We start from the raw sequence: 13614 nt of genomic DNA, 5'->3' as shown, positions 1-13614 counted from the left end.
CTCTGACTCGCTACCGTGTCGAGGCATTCTATCAAGGAATACGCGGGTATACTCCGGCGTTCAAGGGGTGATACTCGCCGAGTCGTCCGAGGCTGCGTGGAGGTGCAGTGTTCCTGGAAGCGTTGATCTTCGTCGTTACGCTGGGGGGGATGCTGCTGATCGTCGGCTATACGATGGTCACCGGCATCTCGCCGCTGCCCTCCAGTCGCTTGGGTCATGAGCTGGTTCGGGCGGCGCTGCCGGCGGAGCTGGAGGGCACGGTGGTCGAGGCCGGTTCGGGGTGGGGTGGCCTGGCCCGCAGCGTCGGGCGCAGGTGCCCGCGGGCCAGGGTCATTGGCTACGAGCTCTCGCCCCTGCCGTGGCTCTTCGCCTGCGTGCTGCAGTGGCTGTGGCCGGTGCCCAACGTCGAATTCAGGCGCCGCGATCTGCGCCGCGTCTCCTGCAGCGATGCCGCCGCGGTGGTCTGTTACCTGCACCTGGAGGCCATCCGCGAGCTGGAGCCGCGATGGCGGGCGGAGTTGCCGCCCGGTGCGCTGGTGGTCAGCAACACCTTCCGCATACCCGGTTGGCGGCCCAGCGCGATCTACCAGCCCCCGGTGCGGTTGGACGCCCCGGTCTACGTCTACCGGATCCCGCAGGCCTACTGCGGCCGCGTCGAGGCGCGCAGCTAGCTCAGCGGACCCCGTGACGGCCGCGGATCGCTTCGATCTCGACGCTTCGGCGCAGAAAGGCCGCCACGCACTCGGCGCACAGCTTCCCGGCCGCCGCTTCGGCGTGCAGGGTGTCGGCGGCCTCGGTAAACCCCCAGGGGCGCTTGTAGGGGCGTTCGCTGGTCAGGGCGTCGAAGACGTCGGCTACGGCGACGATGCGCCCCTCCAGAGGGATCTGGTCGCCGCGCGCACCGGTCGGGTAACCGCTGCCGTCCAGGCGCTCGTGGTGGTAGGCGACGATATTACGCATGATGGCCGCGCGTCGGTCCTCGCTGAGGCCCAGCTCCTCGGTCATGGCCAGCACCATGGCCACGCCGCGGCTGACGTGTTCGCGCATCTGCGCGAACTCCTCCTCGGCGAGTCGCCCCGGCTTAAGGAGGATGCCGTCCGGGACGGCGATCTTGCCCACGTCGTGGACCGGCGCGAACTGGTAGACCATCTCGATGTATTCGTCGCTGAGGGGGTGGGTCTGGGCCAGTTCCAGGGCGATGAGGCGGCTGTACTCCGCCATTCGTGACAGGTGTCCCCCGGTCTCGTCGTCCCGCGCGCGCCCGAAAGCCATGGCCGTGCGTGCCGCACCCCGGAGGGTCTGCGTAGTGCGGATGGAGGTGATTGCCAGCAGGCGACCCAGGTCGATGTACGGCGCTAGCTGCTTGACGATCGGGCCCTGGAAATAGCCGGGCTGGCGGGAGTTGAGGAACAGGAAGCCGACGAAGGTCTGCTCGTGGTGCAGCGGCAGGATCATCCCGGAACGTAGACCGCTCTCGCGGATGCTGGCGGTATGGCGGCGGGGGCTGGGGTGGTCCTGGTAATCGTCGATGATCCGTACGCCCGGTGCCTCGGCGAGGGCACGCAGGGTGGGGGTATCGGCCAGGTTGGTCTCGTAACGATCCAACGGGCTGGGTGCATCGCCGCCGGCGCCGTAGGTCTTGAGCCGATCGGCGTCCGGCTCGTAAATGGCCACGGCGATGCGGTGGACCGCACCGTGGGGCAGCGCCTGGTTGATATGGGCGCGCAGTCGTTCGAAGCGTTCGCTGAGCCGTAGGTGCGGCTCCTGGTCGCTGAGCGGCAGGACATCGAGTGCCCCGGTTTCGGTGGCATCGCCACAGAAGGACGGAAGGTGTGCCTCTTTGCCCATGACATCTCCGGCGGGGGGTCGGGAGGGGTCGCGGGCGTCCATACCCTTAACGCGCACTTGGGAATCCTGCCACAAGGGGGCGGTCCGTGGCTATTGACCTCGTCGCCCCGCCGCGTTGACAGGCGGCAGCGCCCGCCCGTAGAGTCCAGCCTCCCCAGGTGACCCGGCAGTTGGATCCATGCCGGGGCCGTCCGTTCGGTGTAAGGCCCGTGCGGCGCCACCGCGGACGGTCGGGAAGTCGGTGCGCACTGTGCCCTGCGCGGGCGCAGGCAAGTCCGGCGCTGTCCCCGCAACGGTAGGCGAGTGCGGGCGCTGCATCGCCACTGCATCCACGGTGTCCCCGGCACCCGGTGCGGGAAGGCGCGGCGCTTGGGGCTGGGGCCCCGCTCGCAAGCCCGGAGACCGGCCTGGGGGCCGCAGCCACACGGCGGGGAACCGTGCGTGGCGGTGACGGTCGTTGCATCCGCGCCCCGGCGCGCCCGTTTCCGACCCGCCCCCCCGCATGGCGTACCCGGATCCAGTGACTGGAGGAGCCATGCAGCGTCATCCGTGCATCGCGCTCGTCGCGGGGATCGGTTTGATCCTCGGCGGGTGCGGAGATACCCCCAACGACGAAAGCCGCGATGGGCCCGCGCAGGATACCCATGAGGTCGAGGATATGCTCGGCCGCAGCGTGGAAGTTCCGGAGGCGGCGGAGCGGATCGCCACGGTCAATGTCGATGCCTTCCGCATGGCGCTGCACCTGGGTGTCGAGGATCGCCTGGTCGGAATCCCCAGCGACATGTTCGGCTCGCGCTTTTCCGAGGCCAAGCCGATCGAAGTCCGCGCCTTCGGTCGCCTGGACGAGGTGGCCATGGTCGGCGGCGGCCAGCCCGGGTCGGAGTTCAGCGCCGAGCGGGTGCTCGCCACCGATCCGGATCTGTTCATCTACTGGGCCTTCAGCCGCGGCGACGACGACGAGGCGATGGCCGAGCAGGCCGAGCGCTACCAGCAGCAGCTCGGCGTCCCCGTGGTCGCGGTGAATACCCTGGGCCGCGAGCGGGCCTCCGAGGAGGCCATTGAGGCGCAGATCGAGCAGGCCTATCGGCTGCTCGGCACCGTGACCGGTCGCGAAGAGCGGGCGGAAGAACTGCTCGATTTCTACGATGCGACGGTCTCCGAGGTGCAGGAGCAGGTCGCCGACGAGGAACCGCCACGGATCTACCTGGCCCACCGGCGCAACCTCTACAACCACGTCTCCTTCTACTTTCCCGTCGAGCAGCTGGGTGCCGAGCTGGTGACCGCTGGTCGGCCCGGTGGTGACGGCGAGGTCAGCGCCGAGGAGCTGGTGAGCTGGGATCCGGCGCACATCTTCCTCCACACCCCGTCCCGGGCCAGCCGCGTCGCCCGTGACGAGGTCCTGGATGATGAACGGCTCTCCGGGGTAAAGGCCGTCGAGGCGGAACGCATCCACCGCTTCAAGGGCACCTACATGGGGTGGGATCTGGCCACCGGGCTGATCGACCTGGTGCACATGGCCCGGGTGCTCTACCCGGAGGCTATGGCCGACGTCGATCTCCGGGATCGCGGTGAGGAGATCCTGGAGGTCTTCTACGGCGACCCCGGGCTGTACGATCGGCTCCAGGAGCTCAGCAGCCTGGACGATGACTGAGTTGACCGCCGATAGCGCCTCCCGGCCAGCGCCTCCCGGCGGGCTGCTCGATGATTACGCGCGGGCGATCTGGTGGAAGACCCTGATCCTTTTGGGCCTGGCTGCGGCCCTGGTGGCGACGTTCGTTCTTGGCCTGGGACTCGGCCCCATGGGGATCCCGCTGAGCGAGGTGGTGCAGGCGGTGCTGGGTCGGCCGCTGGGGGCGTCGTGGGTCAGCGCGCAGACCGAGAACGTGGTCTGGAACATCCGCCTGCCGCGCCTGGCCACCGCCGTCGTGGCCGGCATGGGGCTGGCGCTCGGTGGGGTGATCCTGCAGAGCCTGCTGCGCAATCCGATGGCCTCACCGTTCACCCTGGGGATCGCCTCCGGCGCCTCGCTGGGGGCGGCGCTGGCGATCATCTTCGGGTTCTCGGCCTTCGGCGTCTACGGCATCGTCGGCAATGCCTTCCTCTTTGCGATGGCGGTGTCGCTGCTCATCCTGCTCATCGGGCAGTGGAAGGGGGCGACGCCGATGAGCCTGATCCTCGCGGGGATCGCCCTGATGTACTTCTTCGGGGCCACCACGACGCTGCTGATCTACTTCGCCGACGCCGATGCCACCCGGGAGGTCATGTTCTGGAGCGTGGGCAGCCTCAGCCGTGCCGACTGGGAGAGCTTCGTGTTCATCACGGTGGCGTTGACGGTCACGCTGCCGGTCTTCCTGTGGAAGAGTGGCGACCTGAACCGACTACTGCTCGGTGATGAAACCGCCACTAGCCTGGGGATTGCCGTCGGGCGCCTGCGCATCGGACTGATGTTCCTGGTGGCGCTTCTCGTGGCGGTGACCGTCGCCTTCACCGGTGGGATCGGCTTCCTGGGGCTGGTGGCGCCCCATCTGGCCCGGCTCCTGATCGGTTCGGATCACCGTTTCCTGATCCCGGCTGCAGCGCTGATCGGCGCACTGCTGCTGGCCCTGGCCGACTTGGTGTCGTTGCACGCCTTCGCTTCGGTGGTGCTGCCGGTGGGTGTGGTGACGGCCTTCATCGGCTCGCCGCTGTTCATCTACCTGATCCTGCGTCGCCGCGAAGGAGGGTCGGGACCGTGACCCGTCCGGCCATCGAACTACGAGGTGTTCGCTACGCCTATCGGCGCAGCGAGGTCTTGCAGGGCGTGGATACCCGCGTAGCCGCCGGCGAGGTGGTGGCCCTGATCGGGCCCAACGGCTCCGGCAAGAGCACCCTGCTCAAGTGCATCACCGGCATCCTGCGGCCGCGCCACGGGCACATCACCATCGCCGGTGAGCCCGTGAAGGGGCAGCGCCAGGCCCGCATCGCCCGCTCGCTCTCCTACGTCGCGCAGACCACCGATGCCGTCTACCCGCTGACCGTACTTGAGAGCGTGTTGCTTGGCCTGCGCCGGGCGAGTTGGCGTCACGACCCGGCCGATCTTGCCCGTGCCGAGGCGGTGCTCCAGCGTCTGGGCATGGCCGACCTGGCCCAGTCACCGCTGACCGAGATCAGCGGCGGGCAGCGGCAGAAGGCGGCCATCGCCCGGGCTCTGGTTCGCCAGACCCCCTTCCTGCTCCTCGATGAGCCGACCAACCACCTGGACATGAAGCACAAGCGCGACGCCATCGAGATCCTCACCGAGTGTGCGCGGGAGCAGGGGCAGGGGGTGCTGGTGGTGCTCCACGATATCAACATCGCCGTACAGCTGGCCGACCGCATCGTGCTCCTGCGCGACGGCCGGGTGATGGCCGACGGCCCGCCGCAGGCCGTCATCGACACGCCGACTCTGCGTGCCGCCTACGACGTGGACGTTCACGTCGTCGAGCATCAGCGGGCACCGTTTGTGGCCGGTTACCAGTTGCAAGAGAGGGGACGCGGATGAAGGGGGAGGTCTGGTTTGTGGGGGCCGGTCCCGGGGCGGCCGATCTAATCACGGTTCGCGGGCGGGATCGGGTGGCTGCGGCGGACGCCGTGCTCTACGCCGGTTCGCTGGTGCCGGCCGAGGTGCTCGACTGGGCGCCGGCGCACTGCGAGGTCGCCGACTCCAAAGGGATGACCTTGGAACAGATCCAGGACTGGCTGCTCGAGCGCGCCCGCGCCGGGGGCTGTGTGGTCCGCCTTCAACCCGGTGATCCGGGGCTATACGGGGCCTTCGTGGAGATCGTGCGCCCGCTGGACGCCGCGGGGATCCCAGTCCATCTGGTTCCCGGGGTCACGTCGGCCATGGCCGCGGCGGCGGCGGCCGGCGAGAGCCTGACCCTGCCGGAGGGCACGCAGACGGTGATCTTCACCCGGGTGGAGGGGCGCACCCCGATGCCGGCGGGGGAACAGCTTGCCGATCTGGCGCGGCACGGCAGCACCCTGTGTGTCTACCTGTCGATCACCCTCCTGGAACGCCTGGCCGATGCCCTGCGCGGTGGCGGCTGGGACGACGACGCCCCGGTGGTGGTGGTCCACCGCGCCTCCTGGCCCGGGGTCGAACAGGTCCTGCGTACCTGCATCCGCGACCTGGCCGCGGACTGCCGCGCGGCGGGGCTCAACAGCCAGACCATGATCCTGGTCGGTCCGACGCTCGGGGCGCGGGAGGCGGCACCGGCGGCGCGCTCACGGCTTTACGACCCCGGTTTCGGCCACCGTTTCCGCCGCCGCGAAAATTGAGGAACGACATGCATGACTGACTGTATCCTGTTGATTGGGCATGGCTCGCGCCAGGAGGACGGCAACGAGGAGATCCGCCGGTTCGCCGACCTGCTGGCCGAGCACTACCCGGATTGGCTGCTGGAGACCTGTTTCATCGAGTTCGCGGATCCGCTGCTTGGCGAGGGGCTGGATCGGGCCGCGGCGCGGGCGGATCGGGTCATCGCGGTCCCACTGATCCTTAACGCCGCCGGGCACGTGAAGCTCGAGGTGCCCGAGCAGATCGAGGCTGCCCGTGCCCGGCACCCGGGGGTCGATTTCCGTCTGGCGCGCCATCTGGGCGTGAGTGAAACGACGCTGGGCCTGGTCGAGCGCCGCCTGCGTGACGCCATGCAGGCCCTGAGTGTGCCCGATCCGCGGACCACCGGGGTGATCCTGCTGGGTCGCGGATCCTCGGATCGTACGGCCAACGGGGAGTTGGCGCGGCTGGGCCGCTGGCTCTACGAGGGCGGCGAGCACGAACTGGTCGATATCGCCTTCACCGGCGTCACCCACCCCCGCCTGGAGGCCGTGGTGCGGCGTCACTCCCTGTTGGGCATGACGCAGCAGGTGGTCCTGCCGTATTACCTGTTCACCGGGCGGCTGATCGAGCGTATTGAGCAGCAGGTGGCGCGTCTGCGGGTTCAGTACCCGCAGACGGCGTTCGCCCTGGCGGATTACCTCGGTTTTGAACCGGAGGTCTTCGCACTGATCGCCCAGCGGGTGGAGGAGGCGCGTGCGGGACAGGCGATGCTCGAGTGCGACGGCTGCCCGCACCGCGCGGCGGCCGCGCACCACCACCATCACCACCACCACTGAAGAGGTGCGAGGATGTCTCGCGAGCCGTCCGTGACCGAGCAGCAGACCGCCTCCGGGCGCCAGATCGAGGCGTGCTCCTTCGCCCGCGTCGACGCCGAGGCCGGGGATCGCAGTGCCTACGACGCGGCGCAGTGGGCGGTGGTCCGGCGCATGATCCACGCCACGGCGGATTTCGACTTCAATGGCGTGACCCGCTTCCATCCCCGTGCTGTGACCGCGGGGATGGAGGCCATCCGCGCCGGGGCGCCGGTCTTCGTCGACGTGGAGATGATCCGTGTCGGTCTGTCCGCCGCGCGGCTGGGGCACTTCGGGATCGAGGCGCACTGCCTGATGGCGGACCCGCGGGCGGCGGAGCGGGCCCAGCAGGCGGGGACCACCCGAGCTGAGCAGGCGGTTGCCCTGGCCGCCGAGCAGGGGTGGCTCGATGGCGCCATCGTAGCCGTGGGTAATGCCCCGACGGCGCTGCGAGCAGTCCTTGAGCGGATCCACGGTGGCGTGGTGGCGCCGCGATTGCTGATCGCCATGCCGGTCGGGTTTGTCGCTGCCGCAGAGTCCAGCGAGGAGGCCATGGCGCAGCAGCAGGTGCCGTGGATCGCCACCGCCGGGCGCAAGGGCGGGACGCCGCCGGTGGTGGCCTGTCTGCACGCCCTGCTCGCCCTGGCCGAGGAGGGAGACGGGTGACCCCGGTCTGCACCATCGTCGGTGTGCTCGATGACGGTCCCGACGGGCTGGCACCGGTGGCCCGTGAGGCCATTGCCGGCGCCGATCTGCTCATCGGCGGACGCCGGGTCCTCGAGGGCTTTGCCCCCCTGGCCCCCGGAGCACAACGCCGGGACCTGACCGGCGCCGTGGCGGAGGTGCCGGCCTGGATCGAGACCGCGGCCGCCGAGGGGCAGCGCGTGGTGGTCCTCGCCAGTGGCGATCCGCTCTGCCACGGCATCGGTGAGCGGATCACCAGCCACCTCGGGGCCGAGCGCTGCCGGGTCCTGCCGGCACCGTCCCTGGTGCAGTTGGCGTGCGCCCGGCTCGGTTGGCCCGTGGCGCAGACCGCCATCGCCTCGGTCCACGGCCCAGTGGCTGGCGACTGGTCGGCGCAGACGGCGGCGCCGGAGCATCCGCTCAGCGGCGTGCTGCGCGCGCTGGCCGATCACGACCGGGTGGCGGTCTACACCACCGGCGAGAACGGTGCCGACTGGTTGGCCCGGCAGCTGCAGGCAGTGGGGTATCGCGACACCGAGCTGGAGGTGGCAGCGGTCGCCCGCATTGGCCGGGAGGACGAGGCGCTCTACCCGCCGGCCCCCCTTGGCACCGCCGCGGCGCGCCACTATCCGCAGCCCCATGTCGCCCTGGTGCGGCGACGGGCGACGCTGGACTGGCCGTTCGCGGGCGTTGACGAGGCGTTCGCCCAGCGTCGGCCCCAGCGCGGTCTGATCACCAAGCGGGAAGTGCGCGCGGTTACGCTCGCCGGCCTGGCGCTGACCCCGGACAGCCGGGTCTGGGATATCGGCACCGGCTCCGGTGCGGTGGCTCTCGAGGCCGCGCGGCTCTGCCCCCGGGGGCATGTCTGGGCGATGGAGCGTCGTGCCGAGGATCTGGCCATCGCCGAGGAGAACCGGCGCCGTCGCAGGGTGGGCAACGTCACCCTCCACCACGGTCGGGCGCCGCAGGGGCTCGACGCCTGGCTGGATCCGGATGCAGTCTTCATCGGTGGCTCGGGCGGGGCGCTGGGCGAACTGATCGACCTCTGCCTACGGCGGCTGCGCCCGGCGGGGCGGTTGGTGATCAACCTGGTCACCCTGGAGAATCTGCACCAGGCCACGGCCCGGCTCGACGCTGCCGCGGCGGCCGGCGTCGCGGACTGGGAAGCCATCCAGCTGCAAGCCCATCGCAGCGGTGAGCTGGCCGGGATGCGCACGTTCCGTGCTGAGAACCCGGTCTGGATCCTCATGGCGAACAAGACGGAGAGCGCATGACGACGTCGGCAGGGCGATTGATCGGGGTTTCCCTCGGCCCCGGGGACCCGGGCTGGATCACCCGCCGGGCCTGGCAGGTCCTCCAGGGGGAGGCGCGCTGGGCCTATCCGGTGCGCGCCGAGGGGCAGTCCAGCTACGCCCTGGAGATTGTCGAGCGGGGCGGATTGGTGGCGCCGGCCGACGCCATGCCCCTCGTCTTTCCGATGACCCGCGATCCGGCCACCCTGGCGTTGCATTGGGCGCAGGCGGCGAAGGCGGTGGCGGCGACTCTGGGCCAGGGGCAGGACGTCGCCTTCCTGGTCGAGGGGGATGCCTCCACGTACGCGACCTTTGGCCACTTGGCGCGCACGGTCACCGCGGAGGCCCCCGGCGCTGAGGTCGAGACGATCCCCGGGGTGGCCTCCTTTCTGGCAGCGCCGGCGCGGGTCGGCTGGCCGCTGGCCAGCCAGGACGATGCCTTGGCGGTGCTGCCCGGTGGCTACGGCATGGAGACCGTGGAGCGGCTGCTGCCGGAGGTCGATACGCTGGTGCTGCTCAAGGTCAAACCGCTGCTTGCAGAGGTGATCGACCTGCTCGAGGAGCAGGGGTTGAGTGACGCCAGCGTCTTCGTCGAGCGCGTGGGGACTCCGCAGGAGCGAGTGGTCACCGACATCGCCCGATTGCGCGGCGAGACGGTTCACTATCTGTCGTTGCTGATGATTTGCAAGGGCCGCGCCGATTCGCGCAGCGAAGGAGCCGGAGCCGGGTGAGGGAGACGGGCGAAGGGGTGTTGCTGGTGGTGGTGACCCGCGGCGGTGCGGCCAGCGCAGCCCGCCTGGCCGGGATCTGGCCCGAAGCCGAGATCCTGGTCACCGAGCGTGTTGCCCCGTTGCTGGCCGATCACTCGGGGCGTTGCACCCCGGTGGCGGCCGGGGCCCTGGGCAGCGCCCTGGCGGAGCGCTTCGCGGGGGCGCTGCGCCAGGTCGTCTGCTTCTGCTCGGTGGGCGCGTGTGTGCGTCTGCTGGCCCCTTTGCTGGTCGACAAGACCCGCGACCCCGGGGTGGTCAGCGTGGATGAGTCGGCACGTTTTGTCGTCGCGGTGCTTGGCGGTCACCTGGGTGGCGCCAACGCCTGGACGCAGCGGATCGCCGAGGAGCTCGGAGCCGCACCGGTCATCACTACGGCCTCGGACCGCCGCGGGCTCCCAGCGGTGGATCTGCTCGGCCAGGAACAGGGTTGGCAGGTGGTGGCGTCCACGTCCGCCTTGCGGGCTGCGGCGGCAGCACTGCTCAATGGCGAGCCGGTGGCCCTGATCGAGGAGGCCGATACCTGGCGCCCGGCCACACCGCCGCCGCCCAACCTGTACCGCCTCGACGACCCGGCGGCGCTGGATGCGCGGGCGTACAGTGCCGTGCTCTGGGTGAAGGATGAGGCGCCCTCGGTGGACTGGCAGGCGCGCCTGGGCGATCGGCTGGTACGCTACCGAACCGCGCATCCGGGGTCGTAATGGTGCGCGTGGTCGTGGGGATCGGCTGTGATCGCGGAACGGCCACCGAGACTGTGACCGCCGCGGTGTCCGCCGCCTTGGCCGAGGCCGGGCTGTGTGCGGCCGACGTGGTGGCGCTAGCCAGCATTGACCTCAAGCGCGATGAGCCGGCGCTCCACGCCCTGGCGCGGGTCCATGGCTGGCCCCTGGTTTTCTATCCGGCGACGCAACTGGCGGCGATCCCGGTGCCGCACCCCTCTGAGGTCGTGCGCCACCATACCGGGACCCCAGCTGTCGCCGAGGCGGCGGCGCTGTGTCGGGCCCATGCCGACAGCGCCGATCTGATCATCGAGAAACGCCGCTGGCGGGGCGAAGACGGACGCAACGCCACGGTATCGATAGCGAGGCTGAACGAATGACAGGCGATGTTCCCCCTCCGGGGCGGATCCTTCTGGTAGGGATCGGCCCGGGTGACCCGGCGCACATGACGGCGCGGGCCCGCGAGGCGATCGCCGAGGCCGAGGTGGTCATCGGTTACCAGACGTACCTCAAACTGATCCCGGACCTGCTGGAAGGCAAGACGGTGATCGGCAAGGCCATGACCGAAGAGCTCGATCGCGTGGAGGCGGCCTGGGAGGCTGCCCGAGGCGGGCAGGTTGTGGCGCTGGTCTCCTCGGGCGACCCCGGGGTCTACGGCATGGCAGGGCCGACCTACGAGTTTCTGCTTCAGCACGGCTGGCAGGGCCGCGCCGGGGAGGTGCAGGTGGAGGTGGTCCCCGGGGCCTCGGCGCTCTCCACCTGCGCCGCCCTGGTCGGCGCGCCCCTGACCCACGACTTCTGCACCATCTCGCTCTCGGATCTGCTCACCTCCTGGCCAGTGATCGTGCGCCGGCTCGAGGCCGCCGGGCGGGGGGATTTCGTTACGGTTCTCTACAACCCGGCGAGCAAGCGGCGGCAGGCGCACATCGGCCGCGCGCAGGAGATCCTGTTGCGTTACCGCGACCCGCAAACCCCAGTGGCGGTGGTCCGGTCGGCCTATCGGGAGCGGCAGCAGGTCCAGCATCTGTGCCTGGAGGAGCTCCATCGCGCCGAGCCGAGCATGCTCAGCACGGTGATCATCGGCAACCGTTCGACCCGCTGCGAGCACGGGCTGATGGTGACCCCCCGGGGTTATACGGCCAAGTACGCCGAGGGCGGTGCCCCCGTGTCGGGGGAGCAGCGCGGGCAATCGCTTAGCCTGGGGCTGGACGGATGGCCTGTGGTCCTGCGGCAATGGTTGCGCGAACAGCCGGCGCCGAGCCTGGAGGCCGCTGCGGCGCATTTCGACGTCAACTGGGCGGAGGCGCTGGCGGCCGTGGCGGATGACGTAGCGGAGCCGGATACCCCGTTTCTGACCAGTCGGATTGAGGTCTCGGACCTGGCGGCCCATCTTGAGGAGTGCCGCGAGTGGCCCCGAATCCGGGCCGTGGTGCCGGGGCCGGCCGGAACGCGGATGGTCTGCTCGGTGGCGGGGGCCGGGCTCTACTACGACGGTGAGACCCTGGTCCTCGGCGCCGGCGGAGGCCGGGTCGAACTCCACTGGCAGCGCGTGGCCGGGGCGTGGGCCCTGGCCGGCGCCTGCCAGCACTGCAGCCTCGAGCTGGTCGATGCCCGCGGCCGGGGGCTCTTGTCCCTGCAGCGGGTGACGGGGAAGAACCGACCCATGGACCCATCCGGGGGGTGAACTGAACCCATGCACCACTACCCGATCTTCCTCAAGCTCCACGGTTGCCGCTGCCTGGTTGTGGGCGGCGGCGAGGCGGCTGCGCGCAGGGCCGGGGATCTGCTCCGGGCCGGCGCGCGGGTGGAGTTGATCGCGCCGGTCCTGGCGGCGCCCTGCGAGCAACTGCTGGATACCAGCCCCGGCGAGCTCCACCACCGCGCCGAGCCGTTCGCGGCGGGTATGGAGGAGGGCGCGGCGCTGGTGGTGGGGGCCAGCGGCGATGAGGCCACCGACCGTACCGTCTATGAGGCGTGTCGTGCCCGGGGGATTCCCGTCAACGTTGCCGGCCGGCCGTCGCTGAGCACCTACATCACCCCGGTCCAGGTGGATCGCTCGCCCCTGCAGCTGGCGGTCTCCAGCGGTGGCGCCGCGCCGGTGCTGGCAAGGCAGATCGCCAGTCGGCTAGAGACACTGCTGCCGGCGGCCTACGGCCGGCTGGCACGCCTGGCCGGACGGATGCGGGAGCAGGTGCGGGTGGCGCTGCCGGACAAGGACTGGCGGTTGCGGTTCTGGGAGCAGATCTTCGATGGGGCGGCGGCGGAATCGGTGTTGGCAGGGCGCGAGGCCGAGGGGGAGGCCGAACTGCTGCGCCTGCTCGAGCAGGAACAGGCCCGGCCGGCCCCGCAGGGGGAGGTCTTCCTGGTCGGCGCTGGCCCCGGGGACCCCGATCTACTGACCTTCCGTGCGCTGCGCCTGATGCAGCGGGCTGACGTGGTGCTCTACGATCGTCTGGCGGCGCCGGCCCTGCTGGATCTGGTGCGCAAGGAGGCCGAGCGGATCCCCGTGGGCAAGCGCCGCGGTCGGCATACACTGCCGCAGGAGCGGATCAACGAGCGGCTGGTGGAATTGGCGCGTGCCGGTAAACGGGTCCTGCGTCTCAAGGGCGGTGACCCATTCCTCTTCGGCCGCGGCGGTGAGGAGATCGAGGGGCTGATCGAGCAGGACATCCCCTTCCAGGTGGTGCCCGGCATCAGCGCCGCCCAGGGGGCGGCGAGCTATGCCGGTATCCCGCTCACCCACCGGGATTACGCCCAGACCTGTCGCCTGCTCACCGGTCACCGGCGGGCCGGGCACCCGCAGATGAAGGCCCACGCGCCCTATCGCCAGGACGAGACACTCATCATCTACATGGGCCTGGTCAACCTCGAGGCGGTGTGCGAGCAACTGTGCGAGTGTGGGCTGCCGCCCGAGCATCCGGCTGCGGTGGTGGCCCAGGCGACGACGCCGCAGCAGCGCGTGGTCCTCGGCAATCTGCGGACCCTGGCTGAACGGGTCCGCGCCGAACGGGTGGAGAGCCCGGCGCTGGTGGTGGTCGGTCCCACGGTGCAGTTGCACCCGCGCCTGGGCTGGTACCGCGGCGAGGCGGAGGACCGCGATGCGGCGGCCAGCATCGACCCGTGCTGGACGGGCGGCATGCGCGACTGATTCGGTCG

14 protein-coding genes and 1 riboswitch are annotated in these 13614 nt (G+C 70.3%); of the genes, 13 read left to right on the top strand and 1 reads right to left on the bottom strand.

The features are described 5' to 3' along the window. Window positions 1-107: 107 nt before the first annotated feature. Window positions 108-671, top strand: a complete 564-nt coding sequence (locus tag HHAL_RS06865) for a class I SAM-dependent methyltransferase (RefSeq protein WP_011814145.1) — start codon at window positions 108-110, stop codon at window positions 669-671. A gap of 1 nt (window position 672) precedes the next feature. On the opposite strand, the gene HHAL_RS06860 is transcribed toward HHAL_RS06865, so the two are convergent. After that, window positions 673-1848 (bottom strand): HD-GYP domain-containing protein, encoded by a 1176-nt coding sequence (locus HHAL_RS06860; RefSeq protein WP_011814144.1) that lies wholly within the window; start codon window positions 1846-1848, stop codon window positions 673-675. Between the two features lie 231 nt (window positions 1849-2079). Next, a riboswitch (cobalamin riboswitch) is annotated at window positions 2080-2253 on the top strand. A gap of 130 nt (window positions 2254-2383) precedes the next feature. On the opposite strand from HHAL_RS06860, the gene HHAL_RS06855 reads away from it, so the two are divergent. Genes HHAL_RS06855 through cysG form a run of 12 tightly spaced genes read left to right on the top strand, consistent with a single transcriptional unit; the run spans window position 2384 to window position 13606 of the window. Next, a complete protein-coding gene (locus HHAL_RS06855) occupies window positions 2384-3499 on the top strand; it encodes an ABC transporter substrate-binding protein (protein WP_011814143.1) in 1116 nt (371 codons plus the stop codon). Beyond that, the gene (locus HHAL_RS06850; protein WP_011814142.1) at window positions 3492-4583 is read left to right on the top strand and encodes a FecCD family ABC transporter permease; all 1092 of its coding nucleotides are present in this window, start codon (window positions 3492-3494) and stop codon (window positions 4581-4583) included. Before HHAL_RS06855 ends, HHAL_RS06850 begins: the two co-directional genes overlap by 8 nt. Then, entirely contained in the window at window positions 4580-5368 is a 789-nt protein-coding gene (locus HHAL_RS06845; RefSeq protein ID WP_011814141.1) for an ABC transporter ATP-binding protein, read from the top strand. Before HHAL_RS06850 ends, HHAL_RS06845 begins: the two co-directional genes overlap by 4 nt. Further along, window positions 5365-6144, top strand: a complete 780-nt coding sequence (gene cobM, locus HHAL_RS06840; protein ID WP_011814140.1) for a precorrin-4 C(11)-methyltransferase — start codon at window positions 5365-5367, stop codon at window positions 6142-6144. Before HHAL_RS06845 ends, cobM begins: the two co-directional genes overlap by 4 nt. A gap of 12 nt (window positions 6145-6156) precedes the next feature. Then, window positions 6157-6981 carry a sirohydrochlorin chelatase gene (locus HHAL_RS06835; protein WP_011814139.1) on the top strand — a complete coding sequence of 275 codons (825 nt, stop codon included), beginning with the start codon at window positions 6157-6159 and terminating at the stop codon, window positions 6979-6981. A gap of 12 nt (window positions 6982-6993) precedes the next feature. Continuing rightward, window positions 6994-7662: a precorrin-8X methylmutase gene (locus tag HHAL_RS06830; RefSeq protein WP_011814138.1), complete on the top strand. Its 669-nt coding sequence runs from the start codon at window positions 6994-6996 to the stop codon at window positions 7660-7662. Next, window positions 7659-8954, top strand: coding sequence for a bifunctional cobalt-precorrin-7 (C(5))-methyltransferase/cobalt-precorrin-6B (C(15))-methyltransferase (locus tag HHAL_RS06825; protein ID WP_011814137.1), 1296 nt, complete (start codon window positions 7659-7661; stop codon window positions 8952-8954). The genes HHAL_RS06830 and HHAL_RS06825 overlap by 4 nt, the downstream gene beginning before the upstream one ends. Beyond that, window positions 8951-9703 (top strand): precorrin-2 C(20)-methyltransferase, encoded by a 753-nt coding sequence (cobI, locus tag HHAL_RS06820; RefSeq protein WP_011814136.1) that lies wholly within the window; start codon window positions 8951-8953, stop codon window positions 9701-9703. The genes HHAL_RS06825 and cobI overlap by 4 nt, the downstream gene beginning before the upstream one ends. Beyond that, complete coding sequence (locus HHAL_RS06815; RefSeq protein ID WP_011814135.1) at window positions 9700-10440, top strand: cobalamin biosynthesis central domain-containing protein; 741 nt, start codon at window positions 9700-9702, stop codon at window positions 10438-10440. The genes cobI and HHAL_RS06815 overlap by 4 nt, the downstream gene beginning before the upstream one ends. After that, window positions 10440-10838 carry a cobalamin biosynthesis protein gene (locus tag HHAL_RS06810; protein ID WP_011814134.1) on the top strand — a complete coding sequence of 133 codons (399 nt, stop codon included), beginning with the start codon at window positions 10440-10442 and terminating at the stop codon, window positions 10836-10838. Before HHAL_RS06815 ends, HHAL_RS06810 begins: the two co-directional genes overlap by 1 nt. Then, entirely contained in the window at window positions 10835-12142 is a 1308-nt protein-coding gene (gene cobJ / locus HHAL_RS13040) for a precorrin-3B C(17)-methyltransferase (RefSeq protein ID WP_011814133.1), read from the top strand. The genes HHAL_RS06810 and cobJ overlap by 4 nt, the downstream gene beginning before the upstream one ends. A 9-nt stretch (window positions 12143-12151) precedes the next feature. Then, complete coding sequence (gene cysG / locus HHAL_RS06800; RefSeq protein ID WP_011814132.1) at window positions 12152-13606, top strand: siroheme synthase CysG; 1455 nt, start codon at window positions 12152-12154, stop codon at window positions 13604-13606. The last annotated feature ends 8 nt before the right edge of the window (window positions 13607-13614 follow it).

This window comes from Halorhodospira halophila SL1 (assembly GCF_000015585.1).
Lineage (GTDB): Bacteria > Pseudomonadota > Gammaproteobacteria > Nitrococcales > Halorhodospiraceae > Halorhodospira > Halorhodospira halophila.
Note: the sequence above shows the minus strand (reverse complement) of the source record. Positions and strands in the feature narration are given on the sequence as shown.

Coding starts and splice junctions, on each gene's coding strand:
- HHAL_RS06860 (WP_011814144.1), bottom strand. CDS start 1,848: ATGGGCAAAGAGGCACACCTTCCGTCCTTCTGTGGCGATGCCACCGAA.
- HHAL_RS06855 (WP_011814143.1), top strand. CDS start 2,384: ATGCAGCGTCATCCGTGCATCGCGCTCGTCGCGGGGATCGGTTTGATC.
- HHAL_RS06850 (WP_011814142.1), top strand. CDS start 3,492: ATGACTGAGTTGACCGCCGATAGCGCCTCCCGGCCAGCGCCTCCCGGC.
- cobM (WP_011814140.1), top strand. CDS start 5,365: ATGAAGGGGGAGGTCTGGTTTGTGGGGGCCGGTCCCGGGGCGGCCGAT.
- HHAL_RS06835 (WP_011814139.1), top strand. CDS start 6,157: ATGACTGACTGTATCCTGTTGATTGGGCATGGCTCGCGCCAGGAGGAC.
- HHAL_RS06830 (WP_011814138.1), top strand. CDS start 6,994: ATGTCTCGCGAGCCGTCCGTGACCGAGCAGCAGACCGCCTCCGGGCGC.
- cobI (WP_011814136.1), top strand. CDS start 8,951: ATGACGACGTCGGCAGGGCGATTGATCGGGGTTTCCCTCGGCCCCGGG.
- HHAL_RS06810 (WP_011814134.1), top strand. CDS start 10,440: ATGGTGCGCGTGGTCGTGGGGATCGGCTGTGATCGCGGAACGGCCACC.
- cobJ (WP_011814133.1), top strand. CDS start 10,835: ATGACAGGCGATGTTCCCCCTCCGGGGCGGATCCTTCTGGTAGGGATC.
- cysG (WP_011814132.1), top strand. CDS start 12,152: ATGCACCACTACCCGATCTTCCTCAAGCTCCACGGTTGCCGCTGCCTG.